This window comes from Arthrobacter sp. FW306-06-A (assembly GCF_021870055.1).
Classification (GTDB): domain Bacteria; phylum Actinomycetota; class Actinomycetes; order Actinomycetales; family Micrococcaceae; genus Arthrobacter.
In genome coordinates, this window is sequence record NZ_CP084552.1 from 3,728,478 (window position 1) to 3,748,842 (window position 20,365).

Genomic DNA, 20,365 nt, shown 5'->3' on the forward strand with positions numbered 1-20,365 from the left:
ATGTACCTGCTGCTCGCCGCCCACCCCCGCGGCGCGGCCCTCCAGGAACTGACCCAGGCCGGGCATGCCCAGCCGGCCAACCCCGAACCCCAAGTAGTGGCACTCAGCGACCTCGCCGCCGTCGTCCGCGAACTCGAAGCCACGCGCCCGGGCGGCCTGCCGCCCCGCTGGATCTGGCACCGGACCCAGGACTGGTACCCGCAGCTGCTCGCCTCCGGCGTGGAAGTGGAACGCTGCTATGACGTCACACTCTGCGGCAACATCCTGGCCTTTTCCCAGTTCAGCGCCCACACGGACTACGCCAGGAACACCGACCGAACCCCGGTGGAGGATCCCGTGCTTCCCCCGAAAGCGCTGCTGCCGCCCCGTCCCCCGGCCGACCAGGGTGCACTGTTCGATGATCCCGCGACCGGCCCGCCGCCGGGCGTTGCCCTTGAGGACCTTCGGACCGAATACGCTGCCCAGCAGGGCGCACTGGCGGAGGTGGACACGGAGGATAACCGCCGTAAGCGCCTTCAGCTGCTGCTCGCGGCGGAGTCGGCTGCCGCCATGGTGGCTGCTGAGATGCAGCACGCAGGCGTTCCCTGGCGGGAGGACCTGCACGAACAGATCCTCGTCAGCCATCTCGGTCCGCGCCCGCCGGCCGGCCAGCGGCCGCAAAAGCTTGAAGCGCTGGCCGCGGAACTGCGCTCCCTGCTCCAGGCTCCCGGGCTCAACCCGGATTCGCCGCAGGACCTGATGCGTGCCCTCCACCGCAACGGGATCGAAGTGAAAAGCACCCGCAAGTGGGAGCTCAGGGAGTACACACACGCGGCTATCGAACCATTGCTGGAGTACAAGAAACTCTCCCGCCTGCACACCGCCAACGGCTGGTCCTGGCTGGACGCCTGGGTGGACGGCGGCCGGTTCCGACCGGAGTATGTGGTGGGCGGCGTGGTGTCGGGGCGTTGGGCGTCCCGGGGCGGCGGCGCGCTCCAGATCCCGCGCCAGGTCCGCGGCGCGGTGCACGCCGATCCAGGCCACAAGCTCATCGTTGCGGACGCATCGCAGCTGGAACCGCGCGTCCTGGTGGCCCTTGCCCAGGATTCCACCATGGCGGAGGCGGCTCGGGACCAGGACCTTTATGCCGGCATCGCTGCCAAGGGTTTCGGCGGCGACCGGGCCAAGGCAAAGATGGCATTGCTGGGCGCCATGTACGGGGCCACCTCGGGTGAGGCAGGTCGGCTCATGCCGCAGCTGGCGCGCACCTATCCGCGCGCCGTGGACTTCGTGGAGAGGGCAGCAAGGGCGGGCGAAGCCGGCGGGACGGTGACCACGCGGCTGGGCCGGAGCAGCCCCCCGCCTTCGGAACGGTGGTTCCTAAGCCAGCGATCGGCAACAGCGGAGGAGCAGCGCCGGGCGGAGTCCATTGCCCGGAGCCGGGGGCGCTTCACCAGGAACTTCGTGGTCCAGGGGTCGGCGGCGGATTGGGCGGCGTGCTGGCTGGCGGAATTACGACGGCGGCTGCGCACCTTGCGGACGCCAGGCACCGGTGGCGGTGGCGGTGCTGTCCTGGCTGAGCTGGTCTTCTTCCTGCACGATGAGGTGATGGTGCATGCGCCCGCGGACGGCGTCGACGCCTGCATCAGGGCGATCGAGGAGTCGGCCAGGGCTGCGAAGGAACTGTTGTTCGGTCCTATCCCTGTGGAGTTTCCGGTCAGCCTCGCCGTGGTTGACTCCTACGACCTCGCGAAATAACAGTCCCCGGCGCGTCAACAGCTTGCGTTCGAGACGCAAAGTAATCTACCCGGCGGTAGCTATGCGGGTCCGGTGACTGACGTTACAGTCGTAGCGGCGACTGAAGCAGATCGGTCCGCACGCTGATGCAATGACGCATACCAGGGAGGTCCCCGTCCATGGCGGGAAGATTTGAAATCCACCGTGCAGGCGACGAGTCGTACCGGTTGCGGCTCACCGACGCCGAGGGCAATGTGGTTGCGGTGTCGCCAACCTTTCGGTCCCTGAGCCTGCTCCGCGATGGCATCAATGCCATGCGTGAGAACGCCGCCACGGGAATCGTGGTGGACTTGCGCCAGCAGGCCTGAAACTAGACTCCCATGGGATGCAGCCGGTTCCGGTCCCACGGAACCGACCAGCCGAGTTGGTCGAAGAGGCCGCTCAGCACAATGCCGGTGAAGCCCCACACCACTACGCCGTTGACGGTGAAGGCAGGACTGTCAAAGGTGCGGCCTGCCCGGTGCACGGTGGCCATGACCCGGTTGTCCGGATCCAGCAGGTCGCGGACGGGAACGCGGAAAACCTGCGCGGATTCGGCGTAGTCCACCACCCGGACCGGAGACGGGGAATGCCACCACCCGAGCACCGGCGTCACCAGGAAGTTGCTGTGTGCCAGGCCAAGCTCCTGGAGCGTGCCCAGGACCTCAACCCCGCCTGAGTCCAGTCCGGTCTCCTCCTCTGCTTCGCGGAGTGCCGCGGCCACTGCGGTTTCTCCCCTGTCGATGCCGCCGCCGGGGAACGCAACCTGCCCTGGATGCGACCCCAGGGTGTGGGCGCGTTCGAGGAGCAAAACGTCCAGGTCAGCCGGCGCCAATGGCTTGCCGGACTCCGCCGGGACGTCGTCAAGGACACCGAAAAGCATCAGGACAGCGGCCCTGCGGGCATGTGCGGCATCCACCGTGAGCGCGGCCCAGCGGGGGTGGGGAGGCCCGGCCGTTCCGGATTCCGCCCTCCTGATCAGCTCAGCCAGGTCTTCGCGTGCGCTCACGGTGTCCTCAGCTGGGAGGCCATCCGGATTTCCGCGGCCCGGTGTTCCTCTGCCAGGTACTGCGCCAGCAATTCCTCGCTGCCGGGCGCAAGTTCGTATTTGAGGAGCTTGGCTGCTTTGTCGGGATCAGTCTCGCCCAGCCCGTAACTGGGGCACCAGTTGGCGACGGGGCAGGCACCGCAGGCGGGCCTGCGGGCATGGCAGACGCGGCGGCCATGGAAGATGACCCGGTGGGACAGCATGGTCCAGTCCTTGCGCTCGAACAGTTCGGCCACGTCCTGTTCAATCTGCACGGGGTCCTCGGACTGGGTCCACCCGAACCGCTTGGCGAGGCGGGCGAAGTGCGTGTCAACCGAGATCCCCGGAACACCAAAGGCGTTCGCGAGCACCACATTGGCCGTTTTCCGCCCCACCCCCGGCAGCGTGACCAGGTCCTCCATCCGGCCCGGGACCTCGCCGTCAAAGTCGTCCACCAGGCGGGTACACAGGGCAAGGACATTCCTTGCTTTCGCGCGGAAGAACCCGGTGGGCTTGAGGATCGTTTCAAGCTCGGCAGGATCCGCCTCGGCCAGCGAACGCGCGTTGGGGTAGCGCGCGAACAGCACTTTGGTGACCTGATTGACCGTGACGTCGGTTGTCTGGGCGGACAGGACGGTAGCCACCAGCAGTTCGAACGGGTTCCTGAAGTCGAGTTCCGCGTGGGCGTAAGGGTATTTCTCGGCCAGGGCCCGGTGGATGCGCCGTGCCCGCCGCTTCAGTGCCAGGACTGATTCGGACGAGACCACCGGCATCCCGGCGGCCTGGCCGGCTTTGGTGCGGACCCCGGCCACCGGCGTCAGCCGCGCTCGATGTTGCTGAGGTCGCGCAGGACGCCCAGCCGCCCGTCGGTGTGCTGGACCAGGAACTCGTGGCCGCGGTCCTCGAGTGCCAGCACCCAGCCGCCGGGTTCGATCACGAAGGCAGGGGCGCCAGTGCGGGGATCGAAGGCTGTGCGGTGCTGCGCAACCGCAAACCAGAAGGCCTCGTGGATCGGCTGGCCGTCATTTTCGTCATGGCGGCTGGCCGGGTCCACGGTTGCGCCGATGGGCTGCTCGGCGCGGACCTGCTGATGGACGGCGGTGGCGGCCGGCGGCTCGTAGGCCGCTTGCGGAGCATTGGCTGCGGGGACGTCTGCGTACTGGGTCTCCTCGGCGGCCGGCGCAGAGGCAGGGCGGACGACGTCGGCTGCCTGGGTGGGCGGACCGGCTTCCACTTCAGGGGTCCGGTCGGAGACTTCCGGGGCGGTTGAGACGGGCGTCGGGGAGGCAGCGCCTTCAGCGCTGGCAGGTGCCGCGCCGGCGGCTGCGGCGCCGGAAGTGGCCGCGCCGGCATCCGGGGTGGAAGCCGGGGTGCTGCTGCTCACGGCACCGGCAGCCGCAGCGGCCGGTCCTCCTGCTGTGGCAACGGGGACTGCAGCGGTGGCAGGCGTGTGGTTTGACCGGACAGGCTCAGGACCGGCCGGCTGGGCAGAGGGCACCGGCTGGTTAACGGACCCGAGCTGGGCGGAGGAACCGGGCTGGACGGCGGAAGAGCCTGCACCCGCACCGCCGAAGATGCCGGCGCCCTTAAGGCCGCCCTTTGACTGGCTGGGGCCGACTTCCGGCTTGGGTGCTTTGGGGGCGCGCGGCTTGCGTACCGGGACCGCGGCTTCGCGTGCCACGAGGTGCGCCGGTGCCTCGGGCCGGTCCTTGAAGTCGCCCGAGAGGTACGGCAGGAAGCGGCCCAGCACCGTGGCGGCGAAGAGGACGAGCGAACCGATCAGTCCCACCAACAGGCTGGCCACGTAGCCGCCGGCAACCGACAGGAAGAAGAAGGCAACCGCGAAGGAGGCCACCACGGACGCGAACTGGTCGATCGAGAGCGAACCAACCCGGATTTTCGTGGCAGGGGCCAGGCGGCGGGCGGCAAAGAGGGCACTGGTGATCAGCGGCAGGATGATGCCCAATCCCAGGAAGAACAGGTTGTTCAGGTTCCACAGGTTGTACCGGGTACCGAACAGGGGCAGCAGGGACGCCACAAAGAGGATCAGGGTACCGGCGAAGACGGCCAGGTCACGCACGGTGAACGGACCGAGCACGGCCTGGTTGGCCTGGGGATCCAGCTTTCCGGCACCGGCCTTTTGTCCTGCAGCCGGTCCCTTGGCGGCACCGCCGGCAGCAGCTGGCTGCCCCGGTCCCCCGGCCGTTGTTCCGGAGCCTCCGGGCCCCGCATCGGTGTCCGGGGCCCTTCGCTGGCCGAAGCTCTGCTGGTTCATTCTGCTCTCCTTAGCGTGGCGGCACCGGGTCCTTGAGGCCCCGAAAACTGTGCCGTCTTGACATGCGGTTCCGGCCCGGCGCTGCGCGATCAGCACGTTGCCGGAGTGGTCCGAAGTGAAGTCACAATTCCATCTCAGCCTAGTCAACAGCCAAGCTGATCACTAGCTGAGGCGAGCCTTCGGGAGCGCCGCCGGAGCGATCAAGACGCCATTCACCGCTTAAAAAATGCCGCTCGCTGGCACTTCTGTGACGGGGCGCACAGAGGATGGGCGGCAAGCACTAGGCTTGGTTTCGGAACAGCTCTTTGCGGTATGTCCGTCCCGGCTGGAGCCCAGCGCCGTGCGAGCGGCGGGCCCTGCGGTGGCGGTATCCCGCGCGGCAAAGATCGATGAATGATGAGGTTCACATGTCCCAGGACACTCCCAGCTCCACCGCCACCGTTCCGTCCGCTTCCGACGAGCCGGCAGGCCAGCAGGGCCACCAGGGCGACGCCTTCGAAAACCTGCTGAGCGAGACGCGGGCCTTCCCGCCCAGCCCGGAATTCGCAGCGGACGCCGTTGTCACCGCAGCAGAGTACGACGAAGCCAGTACTGACCGGCCCGCCTTCTGGGCCAAGAAGGCACGGGAGCTGCTGACCTGGGGCAAGGACTTCACCCAGGCACTGGACTGGTCCGATCCACCGTTCGCCAAGTGGTTTGTCGGCGGTGAGCTTAACGCCGCCTACAACGCCCTGGACCGGCACGTCGAAGCCGGCAAAGGCGACCGGGTTGCCATCTACTTCGAGGGCGAGCCCGGGGACACCCGGACGTATACCTACGCGCAGCTGACTGAAGAGGTGAAGAAGGCAGCCAACGCCTTCGAATCCCTGGGCGTGGCCAAGGGCGACCGGGTGGCGGTATACCTTCCCATGATCCCGGAGGCCGTCATCACGCTGCTGGCCTGCGCCCGGATCGGCGCGGTCCACTCGGTGGTGTTCGGCGGTTTCTCCGCCGAGGCCCTGCGTTCCCGGATCGACGACGCCGAGGCCAAGCTCGTTGTCACCGCAGACGGCACCTTCCGCCGTGGCAAGCCGAGCCCGCTGAAGTCGGCCGTGGATGACGCCCTGGCGCACGATGGCCACACGGTGCAGAACGTGGTGGTGGTCAAGCGCAACGGCCAGGACGTGGATTGGAAGGAAGGCCGGGACCACTGGTGGGCCGACACCGTGGAGACCGCGTCCGCCGAGCACAGCGCCGTGGGCCATGACTCCGAGCACCCGCTGTACATCCTTTACACCTCCGGTACCACCGGCAAACCCAAGGGCATCCTGCACACCACCGGCGGCTACCTCACGCAGACCGCCTACACCCACAGGGCGGTCTTTGACCTGCACCCGGAAACGGACGTGTACTGGTGCACGGCCGACGTCGGCTGGGTCACCGGGCACTCCTACGTCGCCTATGCGCCGCTCATCAACGGCGCCACCCAGGTGATGTACGAAGGCACCCCGGACTCCCCGCACCAGGGCCGCTGGTGGGAGATCGTGGAAAAGTACAAGGTCTCCATCCTCTACACCGCCCCCACCGCCATCCGCACCTTCATGAAGTGGGGCTCGGAGATTCCGGCGAAGTATGATCTCTCCTCGCTCCGCGTGCTGGGCTCGGTGGGCGAACCGATCAACCCCGAAGCCTGGATGTGGTACCGCAAGGTCATCGGCGGCGACAAAGCCCCCATCGTGGACACCTGGTGGCAGACCGAAACCGGCGCCCAGATGATCGCCCCGCTGCCCGGCGTCACGGCCACCAAGCCCGGATCGGCGCAGGTGCCGTTGCCCGGCATCGCCGTGGACGTGGTCGACGAAATGGGCGAATCGGTCCCCAACGGGCACGGCGGCTTCCTGGTGATCCGGGAGCCGTGGCCCTCCATGCTCCGCGGCATCTGGGGCGACCCGGAGCGGTTCAAGGACACCTACTGGTCGCGGTTCGAGAACATGTACTTTGCCGGGGACGGTGCCAAGAAGGACGAGGACGGCGACATCTGGCTGCTCGGGCGCGTGGACGACGTCATGAACGTCTCCGGGCACCGGCTCTCCACCACTGAGATCGAATCGGCACTGGTGAGCCACCCCGCCGTGGCGGAGGCCGCCGTCGTGGGTGCCACGGACGAAACCACCGGCCAGGCCGTCGTCGCGTTCGTCATCCTCCGCGGTGACGCCGTGAACAACGGCGACGCCACCGTCCAGGAACTGCGCAACCATGTGGGGAAGGAGATCGGACCCATCGCCAAGCCCAAGAACATACTGGTGGTGCCCGAACTGCCCAAGACCCGCTCCGGGAAGATCATGCGCCGCCTCCTCAAGGACGTCGCAGAGGGCCGCGACCCGGGTGATGCCACTACCCTGTCCGACCCGACGATCATGCAGCAGATCGCCCAGTCGCTCAGAAAGTAACACAGGCTTAGTACCTGTCCCCCCTGCTGCAGGATGGCCCTGCTTCCCCGTTATTACAGGGAAGCAGGGCCATTTCGCTGTTGTGACGATTCAAAGGGCATCGACACCCAAAGTGTTATTTACCGTTGTTCCATGTTCTCTTTTGCGAGGTTATAGTCGGAACTAATGTGAGGTCCCTCACATGCGGCTAGTACTCAAGGGAGAGACCATGGCTTCACAGTTTGATGCGTCGGCAACTGCTTTCCCCAGCAGGCGGACCATCCTCAAGACCGTCGGTGTGGGCGCAATGGGCCTGGCCGGCATCCCGTTCCTCGCGGCCTGCACCGGCGGAAGCGCTCCGTCCGGCACAGGTTCCGACTCTTCCGGCCTCACGTTCGGTTCAGGTTCCTCGGACGACGTCCCCAAGCGGGCGTACCAGGCGGTCACCGATGCCTTCACAGCCAAGACCGGCAAAAAGGTCACCACCAACGTGGTGCCCCACAACGACTTCCAGAACAAGATCAATTCCTACCTGCAGGGCTCTCCCGACGACGCCTTCACCTGGTTCGCCGGCTACCGGATGCAGTACTACGCGGGCAAGGGCCTCCTCGCTCCCATTGATGATGTCTGGCAGACCATTGGCGGCAACTACTCCGATGCGCTGAAGAAGGCATCCACGGGGCCGGACGGCAAGATGTACTTCGTCCCCAACTACAACTACCCATGGGGCTTCTTCTACCGGAAGAGCCTGTGGGCGGAGAAGGGGTACCAGGTGCCGGCCACCTTTGATGCGCTCAAGGCCCTGGCAACGAAAATGCAGGCAGACGGCATCATTCCCATCGGTTTTGCCGACAAGGACGGTTGGCCCGCCATGGGCACCTTCGACTACATCAATATGCGGCTCAACGGCTACCAGTTCCATGTGGACCTCTGCGCACACAAGGAATCCTGGGACCAGCAGAAAGTAACGTCCGTCTTCGACACCTGGAAGGCGCTACTGCCCTTCCAGGATCCCGCCGCCCTCGGCCAAACATGGCAGGACGCGGCCAAGGCGCTGGAAGCCAAGAAGACCGGCATGTACCTGCTGGGCTCCTTCGTCACCCAGCAGTTCACCGACCCGGCGGTGCTGTCGGACATCGACTTCTTCCCCTTCCCGGAGATCGCCATGGAGGGCCGGGACGCAGTCGAAGCCCCCATTGACGGCCTGCTGCTGTCCAAGAAAGGCGGGGACAACAAGGCGGCCCGCGACTTCATGGCATTCATGGGCACGCCCGAGGCCCAGGACGCCTATGCCAAGGTCGATAACTCGAACATCGCCACCGCCAAGGGTGCAGACACCTCGAAGTTCACACCCCTCAACAAGACATGCGCAGACACCATCAAGAACGCCAAATACATCAGCCAGTTCTTCGACCGCGACGCGTTGCCGGCCATGGCCAACAACGTGATGATCCCGGCGCTGCAGAGCTTCATCAAGGACGGCAGCGTGGACGTCAAGAACCTTGAGGCCCAGGCCAAGAACCTCTACGCAGCGCAGTAGCCCCGCCAAAGGAAGGACGACGGCGGCACGGGGCTCCCGCCGTCGTCCTGCCTCCTGCATCCAACAGCAAGGAAAGACACGCCATGAGCAGCACCGCACGAGAACTGATTCCGCCGGAGGCGCGGGAGCCGGCCGCACCTGTCCGCCGGGCCAAAGGCGGCCGCGTCCGCCGCCTGTCCGGACGCGACAAAGTGGTCCTGTCCCTGATGGTGGGCATCCCCACGCTGATTGAACTGGCGATGGTTTGGCTGCCCATGCTGATGTCGGTGGGGCTCAGCTTCACCCGGTGGAACGGCCTGGACCTTGCGGACATCCGCCCGGCGGGCACCGCAAACTACCAGTTCATCGCCCAGGACTACCCCCCGTTCTGGCCGGCTGTTCAACACAACATGCTGTGGCTGCTGTTTTTGGCCCTCATCGCCACGCCCCTGGGCCTGCTGCTCGCGGTGCTGCTGGACCAGAACATCCGCGGAAGCAAGATCTACCAAAGCATCTTCTTCGCACCCGTCATGCTGTCGCTAGCCCTGATCGGCATCATCTGGCAGCTCTTCTACCAGCGGGACAACGGCCTGCTCAACTTCCTCCTGGGCACTGCCGGCACGCCGCAGGCCGTTGACTGGTTCGGCGATTCGTCGGTCAATATCTGGGCGGCCATGATTGCGGCCACGTGGCGCCACGCCGGCTACGTCATGTTGCTCTACCTGGCAGGCCTGAAGGGCGTGGACCCCAGCCTCAAGGAGGCCGCAGCCATCGACGGCGCCTCCGCCGTGCAGACCTTCTTCCGGGTGGTTTTCCCGGCCATGCGGCCCATCAACATCGTGATTGTCGTGATCACCATCATCGAGTCCCTCCGCGCCTTCGATGTCGTCTATGTGATCAACCGCGGCACCAACGGCCTGGAAATGCTCAGCGCCCTGGTGATCCAGAACCTCGTGGGCGAAGGCCACGTGATCGGCGTCGGCTCCGCCCTCGCCGTGGTGCTGCTGGTCATTTCACTCGTTCCCATCGTCTTCTACCTCAGCCGCACCTTTGGCAAGGAGAACCAAGCATGAGCATCGCCGCAGCCCACGCCGACGGGTCTTCCGCAGAAGCCACCGGCCGGTCCGGAAGCCGCCCCAAGCGCCATTACGGGACGCACATCTTCCTGGTGGTGATGGCCGCCGTCTGGCTGGTTCCCTTGGGCTGGTCCGTCTTCACCGCACTGCGGCCGGTGGCGTCCACCAACGAGCACGGCTATTTCAGCGTTGCCGGCGAGTTCAACTTCGACAACTTCGTCCAGGCCTGGACGCAGGGAGGTTTTGCCACCTACTTCTGGAATTCGGTCATCATCACCGTGCCTGCGGTCCTGCTGACCCTGTTCCTCGCCTCGCTCATGGCCTTCGCCGTCAGCCGCGTCAGCTGGAAATTCAACATCACCCTGCTGATCATGTTCACTGCGGGAAACCTGCTGCCCCCACAGGTTCTCGCTGCGCCCCTGTTCGAGATGGCCAAGCACTTCCAGGTGCCCTACTCCTTCAGCGATTCCGGCAACATGCTCAACACCTACATCATCGTCATCGCGGTGGACACGGCGTTCCAGATGGGGTTCTGCACCTTCGTGCTCTCGAATTACATGAAGGCACTTTCCGCCGACCTCACCGAGGCGGCATTGGTGGACGGTGCCAGCATCTGGCGGCAGTACCGCGAGATCATCCTGCCGCTGTGCCGCCCGGCGTTCGCCGCGCTGGGCACCCTGGAAGTCATCTTCATCTACAACGACTACTTCTGGCCCCTCCTGTTCATCCAGAGCGGCAACCGGCTCCCCATCACCACCGCCATCAACAACCTGCAGGGCCAGTTCCTGAACAACTACAACCTCCTGGCGGCAGGAGCGGTGATCACCGTTATCCCCACGTTGATCATCTACCTGCTCCTCCAGCGGCAGTTTGTTGCGGGGCTGACTCTCGGTTCCAGCAAGGGATAGACCATTATGGAACAAGACGGAACATAGCTTTCCGGCTCGAGCAGCACGAAAGGACCCCCATGCTCCCTGCCGCACGCCATCAGGCCATCGTGGACGTTGTCCGGCGCGAACGGGTTGTCCGTGTCTCGGACCTGGCCCAGCAGCTGGGTGTTTCACTGATGACCGTCCGCCGGGACATCGAGTTGCTGGAAGAAGGCGGGAAGCTGGAGCGCATCCACGGCGGGGCCAAGCTTCCCGGCGATGCCAGCACCCATGAACCCGGGTTCGAACTGAAGTCCACGCAGTTGACGCTGGAAAAGCGCGCCATAGCCGTAGAGGCGGCCGCTTTGGTCCAGGAAGGGATGGCTGTTGGCCTAAGTGCCGGAACCACTACATGGGCGCTCGCCAAGGAACTGGTCGATGGCCCCCGGATCACCGTGGTGACCAACTCGGTGAGGATCGCAGACCTCTTCCACCACGCTGCTTCCTCCGGCTCAGCCCGCCAGTCGTCAACCGTCATTCTCGTGGGCGGCGAGCGCACGCCGTCGGACGCCCTGGTGGGCCCAATCGCAACGGGCGCACTCAAGCAACTGCACCTGGATGTCCTGTTCCTGGGCGTCCACGGGATGGATGCCGATGCCGGGTTCACCACGCCCAACCTGCTGGAGGCGGAAACGGACCGTGCGTTCGTGGCGGCTGCGCGGAAAACAGTGGTGCTGGCCGACCACACCAAGTGGGGCATGCTGGGGATCAGCTCCATCGCCGCCTTGGATGACGTGGACGAGGTCATCAGCGACGCCGGGCTCAGCGCCGAGGCGCGCCGGGTACTCGGCGAACGGGCCAAACTGCGGGTGGTCCCTGCCTAGGGCTTCTTCACGGCTTAGCCTGATCTGAGCCGCCATCCCACCCCGGAATCAAAGGTCCCGGAACGGGGCGTGCCCGCGATGTCCACAGTGAGCTGTCCGAACGACGACAGGGCATCGGAGGTTGGGAACCAGCGCCGGCCGGCGGGCACGAGAATGAGGAGCCCGTCATGGTTCCCCATCGCATGGAAGCTTTGCCCGTCGCCGGCGAAAGACTGAATCCCGAACGCATCCCCTATCTCCTGTATGGAGCGTGCGACATCCGGCACGGCAAGCCCTACTTCGCTGATACATAAGAGGCTTGCGCCGGAAAACGGCGCGGAGGAAGCGTTGTCCAATTGCTGCCGGGAGATTAATTCCAAAATCATCCGGTCCGGGCCTTCGAAGTAGACCGACTCCGATTCCCAGGGCTCCCCCAGCTGAAACTCGTCATTTCCATTGAGGCTTATGACCCTGGTTCTGCCAGACAGCCAGCGCTTCCCGTCTGCCAACTGGTTGGCCGGAATGGTGAAAGCCAGATGGTTGCTGCCTTCAGAGGCATTGCCTTCGAAGAACTCAAGCAGGCTGGAGCCAACCTCGACGACCACCGTTTCCTTGGATTGCCGGACCGGAAGACCAAGAACGTCACGGTAGAAAACTGCGCTGCCTTCAAGATCAGGGGAAGGCATCCGAATGCTTTTGAGATGCATTGTTTCTCGCTCCTGTTATTCAGTGCTGACGCACATTTGACCTTCCCGGCCCAAATTCGCGGCTGTTCAGCTCCACTGCAGTTCTGGCGCGATGGATAGTACTGGGGCAATCACTCTCGGCCGGACAGGCGTTTGGCGGCATGGTGGTTCTCGCGTCCCTTGGTTTCATCCTGTTCCGGAACCAGAGCGGGGATGCGCCCCGAAAGGTCAGGCAGAACCGCGCCACTGGATCGCTGTCTCAAGGACCCGCGGCGTGCCCGGAAGCCCCTTGAGCTGGGCAAGGACGAGCTCAGCAGCGGCGCTCCCCAGCAGATCCGCGGGCTGGCGGACTGTGGAGAGCTGCGGGCGGCAGCGCAGGGCCCAACTGCTGTCATCGAAACCGACAACGCCCACATCTTCGGGCACCCTTCGGCCGGCCTCCTGCAGCGCGGTCATTGCGCCCGCAGCCACGGCATCGGAGGCGGCGAAGACTCCATCGATGTCCGGCGCCCGCCGCAGCAACTCCTGCATTCCATCGAAGCCTGCGGCATAGGTGTACAGGGGATACTCAACAACCAGGTCGGGATTGAAGCGTCCGCCCAGTGCAGCGCGAAAGCCTGCCACGCGGTCCTTCCCGGAATCGCGGTCCAATGCGCTGGCGATCATACCTACCTGTTTGCGCCCAGTTTCGAGCAACCTTCCGGTGATGTTGCGGGCGGCCTCCACATTGTCGATGGCGGCGTAGGGCAACTCGGGAGTCCCCTCCGGATGCCCCACAAAAGCGGCCGGCAAGCCGATCTCCGCCACGGCCGCCGCAATCGGATCGGAGGCGCGGGCCGAGATGATGACGGCACCATCAACCAGGCCGCCCCGCAGGTAATCAGCCACCCGGCGGCTGTCACGGTCCGAGTCAATGATCAGCGAAACCAGTTGATAGTCAGCCTTGGACAGGACCTCGTTGGCCCCCAGCAGGATGGAGCCGATGTTCGGATCTTCAAACAACAGCGAGTGTGGTTCGTGGATGATCAGCCCGATGGCCCGGGACTCCTTGGTGACCAGGTTCCGGGCGGCGCTGTTCCGGACGTACCCAACCCGGGCAATGGCTTCCTCCACCGCCTGCCTGGCCTCGTCCGACACATATTTTTCCCCGTTCATAACACGTGAAACGGTCCCCCTGGAAAGCCCGGCAGCGTCCGCCACATCGTTGATGGTGGCGCGGCGGGCACGGGTGCGTGTCAGCGACATATTTGTACTGTAGCCGAGTCTGCAGGAAGGGATGTCCTGCCGCACGCATTGACACCCCTCGCGCCGATGCGTACTCTGGGAACGTTCCCAGATGATCTGCATCACTCACTGCATTGCTTCTCTGGGAACGTTCACAGAAATCGTTGAGACAACAGCGTCCAGGAGTCCGGGTCTGCCCCGGTCTTGCACGTCTGCTGCAAGCCGAAGGAGCAGGGTTGAGCCCCACCAGAACGCCGGTTGCCGGGCTGTCCCCGAGCGGACAACTCGTTTACGGCTGCGACTACAACCCCGAGCAGTGGGACAACACCGTGTGGCAGGAAGACGTCCGCCTCATGAAACAGGCCGGCGTAAATCTCGTCGCCGTCAATATTTTTGGCTGGGCAGAACTGGAATCAACCCAGGGCATCTTTACGTTCGACCGCCTTGACGAGATCCTGGACCTGCTCCACGCCAACGGCATTGGCGTCAACCTGGGGACGGGAACATCCTCCACACCGGCCTGGCTCACAGCGCTTCACCCGGACATCCTCCCCCAGTCGGCATCCGGAACCCGCGCCTGGCCCGGCGGGCGCCAGGCCTGGTGCCCCAGTTCCCCGCACTACCGCGAATACGCCCTCCGGCTGGTCACCGAGGTGGTGCGCAGGTACGGCGCCCATCCGGCCGTCAGGCTGTGGCACGTCTCCAACGAACTCGGTTGCCACAACGCACTGTGCTACTGCGACGTCTCCGCCGAGGCTTTCCGCGGCTGGCTGGTCACCCGGTACGGGACCCTCGAGTCGCTCAACAGCGCCTGGGGCACCGCCTTCTGGTCACAGCGGTACTCGGACTGGAGCCAAATCCTGCCGCCCCGCACCACTGTTTCCACCAGCAACCCGACCCAGGTACTGGACTTCCACCGCTTCAGCTCGGATGAACTGCTGGGTTACTACCAGTCCGAAGCCGAGGTCCTGAGGCGGCACAGCGACGTTCCCGTCACCACCAATTTCATGGTCGCCGCCCACATCCGCAACCAGGATTACTGGTCATGGGCACCGCATATGGACGTCATTGCCAATGACCATTACCTCGACCACCGGCTTGAAGACCCCACCATCGAACTGGCCTTTGCCGCCGACGCGACCAGGGGCCTCGCCCAGGGCCGGCCGTGGTTGCTCATGGAGCACTCAACGTCGGCCGTGAACTGGCAGCCCCGCAACATTGCCAAAAACCCTGGCGAGATGCTCCGCAACTCACTTGCCCACCTGGCCCGCGGCGCCGATGGGCTCTGCTTCTTCCAGTGGCGCGCTTCAGTCCAGGGCAGTGAAAAGTTCCACTCCGCAATGCTTCCCCACGCAGGAACGGATTCCCGGATCTGGAAGGAGGTGGTGGAACTCGGCGGCATACTGGAGCAGCTTGCCGAGGTAGCCGGTTCGACAGTCATGGCGGAGGCGGCCCTAATGTTCAGCTGGGAAGCGTGGTGGGCCTACGACCAGGAGTCCCACCCATCTTCAGACGTTCGGTACCTGGACCAGGTGCACGCGATGTACAAGGCACTGTGGGACGCGGGCATCACGGTAGACATCGTGGCCCCCGGCGCCGACATTTCCGGCTACAAACTCGTGGTGGTGCCCGGCTTGTACCTCGTCCGGGACAAGGAGTCAGCAGCGCTTGCGGACTACGTCAGCAGCGGCGGCCATGCCATCGTTACCTATTTCAGCGGCATTGTGGACGAAAACGAAAAGGTGTTGGCCGGCGGCTATCCCGGCGCCTTCCGGCAACTGCTCGGCATCCGGACGGAGGAATTCATCCCCCTGGCCCGGGGACAGGCCAGGACCCTCGACAACGGTGCTGATGCCTCCCTGTGGACCGAAGCGTTGCGGCTGGAGGGAGCGGAGGCAATAGCCTCCTTCACCGATGGGCCCCTCGCCGGCACGGCCGCCGTCACCCGCAACCAGCACGGGTCCGGAACGGCGTGGTACCTGGCGACGGCGCTGGACCAGGCAGCACTTCGCCACACCGTGTCCGAGGCTGCTGCCGGCGCTGGAGTGGTTGCCTACGAGTCAGCCCCAGGGCTTGAAGTCGTGGTCCGGGCAGGCCTTGACCACGACTACACCTTCCTGATCAACCACACCGAAGAAGAGCACAAGTACGCGGCCCGCGGCCACGAACTGATCGCCGGCGAAGAAGTCGCCACCGCCGTCGCCATTCCTGCGGGCGCCGTGAGGGTTGTCCGCACCGCCACATCAGCTCCCCCGACTACTGGCCAGAACACCGGCCAGAAAGATGATGAACGTGACTAGACCCATTACCGCGCCGGCAACGGCCACCGGAGTGCCGATGCCCCGGAAGTCCAAAACCACAGGCGCCCAGCGCCGCGCCGTCCTCCTGTTCGTTGCGCCATTCGGCGTCCTTTTCCTTGCCTTCTATGCGGTTCCGATCATTTTTGCCGTGGTGCAGTCGCTGCTCACCGTTGAACGCAAGGGAACATTCGGACCTCCCCAGCAGGTCTTCGGCGGGCTGGTCCAATACCAGCAGGTGTTCCAGAACAGTGAATTCTGGGAGTCTGTGGGGCGGGTACTGCTCTTCGGAGTGGTCCAGGTGCCCGTCATGCTTGGCCTTGCACTCCTCTTCGCCCTGCTGCTCGACTCGCCCCTCCTGAAGGGGAAGAAGTTCTTCCGGCTGGCGTTTTTCGCCCCTTATGCCGTCCCCGGCGTCATCGCAGCGATCATGTGGGGCTTCCTCTATTCGCCGTCGCTTTCCCCTTTTGATGCCGTTACCTCGCAGGTCAACTTCCTCTCGGCAGACCTGGTCCTGTGGGCAGTGGCAAATATTGTGACCTGGGTATACGTCGGCTACAACATGCTGATCATCTACTCGTCCCTGCTGGCAATCCCAACGGAGATCTACGAAGCGGCCCGGCTGGACGGTGCCAGCAACTTCCAGATCGCCTGGCGCATCAAGATTCCCCTCGTGGTGCCGGCCATCATCCTCACCGGCGTGTTTTCCATCATCGGAACGCTCCAGCTCCTGGCGGAACCGCAGACCCTGCGCAGTTTCAGCACGGCCATCAGCAGCACCTTCACTCCCAACCTCGCCGTTTACACAACAGCATCAGTCCCGAACTACAGCCTGGCTGCAGCATTCTCGGTGGTGCTTGCGTTGGCAACATTCGTTCTTTCCTTCGTCTTCCTCAAGGCAACCCAGCGGAAGGTTTCCCAGTGAGCGCAGCAACGGCCATGACCACAAAAAAGCCGGCCACCACGGCAACCACACCCCGGGGACCCCGGCAAAGCATCATGTCCCGGGGAGCGGCCATGCTCATCATGGGCGTCTTCACGCTCTACTTTCTGACCCCCATCTGGTGGCTGCTGGTCTCCTCCTCCAAGACCGGCGGGGACATCACAGGCACCGCACCGCTGTGGTTCACCGCGGACTCCATCCCCACCTTCTTCGCCAACCTGGGCAACCTGTTCACCTACAGCGACGGCGTGTTCGGGCGCTGGCTGGCCAACAGCGCCCTCTACGCGGGGCTGGGCGCCCTGGTTGGTACCGTCATTGCCGCCATGTGCGGCTATGCCCTGGCCAAGTATGAGTTCCGTGGCCGTGAGGCCATCTTCAACGTCGTGCTCAGCGGGGTGCTGGTGCCCGCAACTGCACTCGCCCTCCCGCTGTTCCTGATCTTCAGCCAGGTGAAACTGACCAATACCCTTTGGGCAGTGTTCCTGCCCAGCCTGGTCAGCCCCTTCGGCGTCTACCTTGCCCGGATCTACGCGGCGGCAAGCGTCCCCACGGAGCTGCTGGAGGCTGCACGCCTCGATGGTTCATCTGAGGCCAGGACCTTCTTCACGGTTTCCACCCGCCTTATGGCTCCTGCCCTGGTGACCATCTTCCTGTTCCAGTTCGTAGCCATCTGGAACAACTTCTTCCTGCCCCTCATCATGCTGCGGGACCAGACACTGTTTCCGGTCACGCTGGGCCTGTATGCGTGGAACAGCCAGATCAGCCAGATTCCGGAGCTCCGGGTCCTGGTGATCGTCGGCGCCCTGGTGTCGATCCTCCCGCTGATCGCAACGTTCCTCGGGCTGCAGCGCTTCTGGAGCAGCGGCCTGGGCGCTGGAAGCGTCAAATAGCCCACAAAATTTTCCCCCCACAACCCGTCCCGCGGCCCACTGCCCCGGTACACCCACCCCACTAATAAGGAATAGAAATGCGCGTGCGTTACGGAAAAGCCACTGCCGCCTTTGCCATAGTCTCGGCGCTGTCCCTTGCGGGCTGCTCAAGCGGCGAAAGCACCTCTGCTGCCCAGGACACCACCTCCTGCAAGCCCTCCTCCGGACCGGTTGAGTTGTCCTTCACCACCTGGGTGCCTGGCATGGACAAGGTGGTGGACCTCTGGAACAAGGACCATCCTGACATCAAGGTAAAGGTCCAGACCGGGCCCAACGGCAACTCGGGCACCTACCAAAACTTCTTCAACCAGCTACAGGCGGGCAACGCCCCCGACCTGGGGCAGATCGAATACGACGCACTCCCCAACTTCCGTGTGCAGGACGGACTGGCGAACATCGCCGGCTGCGAGGGAGTGGCAGAAGCCAAGGACAAGTTCGTGGACTGGACCTGGGGCCAGGTCACCTTCAACGAGGACAAGGCCGTCTATGCCATCCCGCAGGACAGCGGTCCGATGGCGATGTTCTACCGGGCGGACCTCTTCAAGGAGGCGGGCATCAAGGTCCCCACCACCTGGGACGAATACGCTGCGGCAGCTGAGCAGATCAAGGCCCGCGGCTCCTACATCACCAACTTCCCCCGCAGCGACGTCAACTGGTTTGCCGGCAACGTATGGCAGGCGGGCGGACAGTGGTTCTCCAACACCGATGACAAGTGGGAGGTAAACCTGACCGGCAAGGAGTCCGCGAAGGTGGCCAACTACTGGCAGAAGCTGCTCGAAAAGGGCGAGGTATCCACGCTTCCCTCCTTCTCCGATGAGTGGAACGCCTCCTTCAACAAAGGCCAGCAGTGGACCTGGGTCTCTGCGGTCTGGGGCGCGTCCACCCTGGCAAGCGGAGCCCCCGACACCGCGGGCAAGTGGGCAGTTGCACCCATGCCGCAGTGGGAGGCCGGCGGAAAGGCCGCGGGCAACTGGGGCGGTTCCTCGACTGCAGTCCTCAAGGGCTCCAAGCACCCGTACGAGGCAGCCAAATTCGCGCTGTGGCTGAACACGGATCCTGAGGCGCTGGCGCTGGCCAACAAGCTCGGCGGCCTCTACCCCGCGGCCAAATCGGCAAAGGACCTCGGCGCCTTCTCCGGCGGCGTGGACTACTTCGGTGGCCAGAAGATCTACGACGTTTTCGCCGAGGCCTCGTCCAACGTGAATCCGAACTTCACCTGGGCCCCACCATGACCAAGACCTACACCGATGTGTCGGATGGTTTCGGCAAGGCAGCCGGCGGCAGCGGCACGCTCCTGGATGCACTTAAGAGCGGCCAGCAGAAGACCGTCGATGCCCTGAAGGCGCAGTCCATCCCCGTCAAGGAATAACGAGCTGGAGGCACAGCCTCGACACAACTCCTGACAACAAAGGCCACCATCCCCGCGCCGCGGGGATGGTGGCCTTTGTTGTCAGACGGCCTTCAGGGGCACCCGCACGACTGCCGGACGTGGAGCTTTGTGGGAAATATTCTGTGCTTTGGCTTCCCGCCGCGCTTGGCTTCCACCAGGGCCTGCACGGCGGCTTCCGCCATCGCAGCCACGGGCTGCTCCATAGTGGTCAGGGGCGGCCACGAATATTCGGATTCAATGGAACCGTCGAAGGACGCGACGGCGATCTCACCCGGCACGGCCAGGCCCGCCTCATGAATGGCGCGGAGCAGGCCCACCGCCTGGGTGTCCGAGGTTGCGAATATCGCCGTGGGCCTGTTGATCGAGGCCAGCAGCCGTTGGCCGGCCGAATAGCCGCCGGGCCAGGTGAAGCCGCTGTATACGATGGGGCCCTCCGGCAGGCCTGCCTCCTGGAGCGCCTGGCGCCAACCCACCTCGCGGCCGTCCAGGCTGCCGGAAACGTTGGTGCCCATCGCCAGACCGATATTGGTGTGCCCATGACCGATCAGATGGTTCACTGCGATCCTGGCCCCTGCTGCGAGGTCCACACCGATGCTGTTGAAGCCCGGGGCATCGCGTTCCTGGTTCAGCAGCACGGCCGGGATGTCCGCCGTTTCCAGCGCTTCCAGGTCAGGTTCGAAAAGGACACTTGCCAGCAGCACGCCGTCCACCTGGCGGGCGGCGAGGTTGCGGATGTTCCGCCGCTCCTTGGACAGGTTCCCGTCGGAGTTGCTGAGCACCAGGGCGTAGCCCAGATCCGCGGCAGCGTCCTCAACAGCATGGGCCAGGAGGGAAAAGAAGGGGTTCGTGTTGTCCGGGATGATGAGCCCCAGCGTCTCGCTTGAACCCAGCTTGAGCGCCCGGGCGGCGGCGTTGGGACGGTAGCCAAGGACGCGGATGGCGTCCTGGACCTTGGCTTCCGTTGCCGGTGCCACTTTCTTGGGCCCGCCATTGACAACGTAGCTGACGACGGCGGTGCTGACGCCGGCATAACGCGCAACGTCCTTGCGGGTTACGGGGCCGCCGCGGGAGGCCTGCGCGGGCGGGGAGGTCATAGTGTCCATG

The 20,365-nt window shown here is 64.7% G+C and carries 16 protein-coding genes and 1 pseudogene; 11 read left to right on the forward strand and 6 right to left on the reverse strand.

What is annotated here, in order from left to right:
* Both LFT49_RS17450 and LFT49_RS17455 read left to right on the forward strand, forming a co-directional pair.
* Positions 1-1,737 (forward strand): bifunctional 3'-5' exonuclease/DNA polymerase, encoded by a 1,737-nt coding sequence (locus LFT49_RS17450; protein WP_237430543.1) that lies wholly within the window; start codon positions 1-3, stop codon positions 1,735-1,737.
* Between the two features lie 158 nt (positions 1,738-1,895).
* Positions 1,896-2,084 (forward strand): YegP family protein, encoded by a 189-nt coding sequence (locus LFT49_RS17455; RefSeq protein ID WP_142132665.1) that lies wholly within the window; start codon positions 1,896-1,898, stop codon positions 2,082-2,084.
* A 2-nt stretch (positions 2,085-2,086) separates the two neighbouring features.
* Here LFT49_RS17455 and LFT49_RS17460 read toward each other — a convergent pair whose 3' ends face one another.
* Genes LFT49_RS17460 through LFT49_RS17470 form a run of 3 tightly spaced genes read right to left on the reverse strand, consistent with a single transcriptional unit; the run spans position 2,087 to position 5,057 of the window.
* Positions 2,087-2,764, reverse strand: a complete 678-nt coding sequence (locus LFT49_RS17460) for an NUDIX hydrolase (protein WP_236799577.1) — start codon at positions 2,762-2,764, stop codon at positions 2,087-2,089.
* Positions 2,761-3,555 carry an endonuclease III gene (gene nth, locus LFT49_RS17465; RefSeq protein WP_237430544.1) on the reverse strand — a complete coding sequence of 265 codons (795 nt, stop codon included), beginning with the start codon at positions 3,553-3,555 and terminating at the stop codon, positions 2,761-2,763. Before nth ends, LFT49_RS17460 begins: the two co-directional genes overlap by 4 nt.
* A gap of 44 nt (positions 3,556-3,599) precedes the next feature.
* Positions 3,600-5,057 carry a hypothetical protein gene (locus tag LFT49_RS17470; RefSeq protein ID WP_237428918.1) on the reverse strand — a complete coding sequence of 486 codons (1,458 nt, stop codon included), beginning with the start codon at positions 5,055-5,057 and terminating at the stop codon, positions 3,600-3,602.
* Positions 5,058-5,464: 407 nt separating this feature from the next.
* On the opposite strand from LFT49_RS17470, the gene acs reads away from it, so the two are divergent.
* The 5 genes from acs to LFT49_RS17495 all read left to right on the forward strand — a co-directional run bounded on the left by acs (position 5,465) and on the right by LFT49_RS17495 (position 11,813).
* A complete protein-coding gene (gene acs, locus LFT49_RS17475) occupies positions 5,465-7,486 on the forward strand; it encodes an acetate--CoA ligase (protein ID WP_237430545.1) in 2,022 nt (673 codons plus the stop codon).
* A 208-nt stretch (positions 7,487-7,694) separates the two neighbouring features.
* The gene (locus LFT49_RS17480) at positions 7,695-9,005 is read left to right on the forward strand and encodes an ABC transporter substrate-binding protein (RefSeq protein ID WP_236799579.1); all 1,311 of its coding nucleotides are present in this window, start codon (positions 7,695-7,697) and stop codon (positions 9,003-9,005) included.
* A gap of 83 nt (positions 9,006-9,088) precedes the next feature.
* The gene (locus LFT49_RS17485; protein WP_237428919.1) at positions 9,089-10,057 is read left to right on the forward strand and encodes a carbohydrate ABC transporter permease; all 969 of its coding nucleotides are present in this window, start codon (positions 9,089-9,091) and stop codon (positions 10,055-10,057) included.
* Positions 10,054-10,968 carry a carbohydrate ABC transporter permease gene (locus tag LFT49_RS17490; protein WP_237428920.1) on the forward strand — a complete coding sequence of 305 codons (915 nt, stop codon included), beginning with the start codon at positions 10,054-10,056 and terminating at the stop codon, positions 10,966-10,968. The genes LFT49_RS17485 and LFT49_RS17490 overlap by 4 nt, the downstream gene beginning before the upstream one ends.
* A gap of 59 nt (positions 10,969-11,027) precedes the next feature.
* On the forward strand, positions 11,028-11,813 hold the full coding sequence (locus LFT49_RS17495; protein WP_237428921.1) for a DeoR/GlpR family DNA-binding transcription regulator: 786 nt from the start codon (positions 11,028-11,030) through the stop codon (positions 11,811-11,813).
* Positions 11,814-11,827: 14 nt separating this feature from the next.
* Here the strand turns inward: LFT49_RS17495 and LFT49_RS17500 are convergent, their stop codons facing one another.
* On the reverse strand, positions 11,828-12,499 hold the full coding sequence (locus LFT49_RS17500) for a hypothetical protein (protein ID WP_237428922.1): 672 nt from the start codon (positions 12,497-12,499) through the stop codon (positions 11,828-11,830).
* A gap of 207 nt (positions 12,500-12,706) precedes the next feature.
* Entirely contained in the window at positions 12,707-13,723 is a 1,017-nt protein-coding gene (locus LFT49_RS17505) for a LacI family DNA-binding transcriptional regulator (protein WP_237428923.1), read from the reverse strand.
* Between the two features lie 215 nt (positions 13,724-13,938).
* On the opposite strand from LFT49_RS17505, the gene LFT49_RS17510 reads away from it, so the two are divergent.
* The 4 genes and pseudogenes from LFT49_RS17510 (at position 13,939) to LFT49_RS17525 (ending at position 19,240) form a co-directional block, all read left to right on the forward strand.
* Entirely contained in the window at positions 13,939-16,002 is a 2,064-nt protein-coding gene (locus LFT49_RS17510; RefSeq protein ID WP_237428924.1) for a beta-galactosidase, read from the forward strand.
* Complete coding sequence (locus LFT49_RS17515; protein WP_373462132.1) at positions 15,989-16,924, forward strand: carbohydrate ABC transporter permease; 936 nt, start codon at positions 15,989-15,991, stop codon at positions 16,922-16,924. The genes LFT49_RS17510 and LFT49_RS17515 overlap by 14 nt, the downstream gene beginning before the upstream one ends.
* A gap of 74 nt (positions 16,925-16,998) precedes the next feature.
* A complete protein-coding gene (locus LFT49_RS17520; RefSeq protein WP_373462131.1) occupies positions 16,999-17,832 on the forward strand; it encodes a carbohydrate ABC transporter permease in 834 nt (277 codons plus the stop codon).
* Between the two features lie 77 nt (positions 17,833-17,909).
* Positions 17,910-19,240, forward strand: a pseudogene (locus tag LFT49_RS17525) (ABC transporter substrate-binding protein).
* Between the two features lie 92 nt (positions 19,241-19,332).
* Here LFT49_RS17525 and LFT49_RS17530 read toward each other — a convergent pair.
* The gene (locus LFT49_RS17530) at positions 19,333-20,355 is read right to left on the reverse strand and encodes a LacI family DNA-binding transcriptional regulator (protein ID WP_236799587.1); all 1,023 of its coding nucleotides are present in this window, start codon (positions 20,353-20,355) and stop codon (positions 19,333-19,335) included.
* Positions 20,356-20,365 lie beyond the last annotated feature (10 nt).

What these genes read in the sequence shown, in the direction of transcription:
- LFT49_RS17500 (WP_237428922.1), bottom strand. Translation starts at nt 12,499, where the DNA reads ATGCATCTCAAAAGCATTCGGATGCCTTCCCCTGATCTTGAAGGCAGC.
- LFT49_RS17450 (WP_237430543.1), top strand. Translation starts at nt 1, where the DNA reads ATGTACCTGCTGCTCGCCGCCCACCCCCGCGGCGCGGCCCTCCAGGAA.
- LFT49_RS17470 (WP_237428918.1), bottom strand. Translation starts at nt 5,057, where the DNA reads ATGAACCAGCAGAGCTTCGGCCAGCGAAGGGCCCCGGACACCGATGCG.
- nth (WP_237430544.1), bottom strand. Translation starts at nt 3,555, where the DNA reads ATGCCGGTGGTCTCGTCCGAATCAGTCCTGGCACTGAAGCGGCGGGCA.
- LFT49_RS17455 (WP_142132665.1), top strand. Translation starts at nt 1,896, where the DNA reads ATGGCGGGAAGATTTGAAATCCACCGTGCAGGCGACGAGTCGTACCGG.
- LFT49_RS17490 (WP_237428920.1), top strand. Translation starts at nt 10,054, where the DNA reads ATGAGCATCGCCGCAGCCCACGCCGACGGGTCTTCCGCAGAAGCCACC.
- acs (WP_237430545.1), top strand. Translation starts at nt 5,465, where the DNA reads ATGTCCCAGGACACTCCCAGCTCCACCGCCACCGTTCCGTCCGCTTCC.
- LFT49_RS17530 (WP_236799587.1), bottom strand. Translation starts at nt 20,355, where the DNA reads ATGACCTCCCCGCCCGCGCAGGCCTCCCGCGGCGGCCCCGTAACCCGC.
- LFT49_RS17480 (WP_236799579.1), top strand. Translation starts at nt 7,695, where the DNA reads ATGGCTTCACAGTTTGATGCGTCGGCAACTGCTTTCCCCAGCAGGCGG.
- LFT49_RS17485 (WP_237428919.1), top strand. Translation starts at nt 9,089, where the DNA reads ATGAGCAGCACCGCACGAGAACTGATTCCGCCGGAGGCGCGGGAGCCG.
- LFT49_RS17520 (WP_373462131.1), top strand. Translation starts at nt 16,999, where the DNA reads ATGTCCCGGGGAGCGGCCATGCTCATCATGGGCGTCTTCACGCTCTAC.
- LFT49_RS17495 (WP_237428921.1), top strand. Translation starts at nt 11,028, where the DNA reads ATGCTCCCTGCCGCACGCCATCAGGCCATCGTGGACGTTGTCCGGCGC.
- LFT49_RS17505 (WP_237428923.1), bottom strand. Translation starts at nt 13,723, where the DNA reads ATGTCGCTGACACGCACCCGTGCCCGCCGCGCCACCATCAACGATGTG.
- LFT49_RS17515 (WP_373462132.1), top strand. Translation starts at nt 15,989, where the DNA reads ATGAACGTGACTAGACCCATTACCGCGCCGGCAACGGCCACCGGAGTG.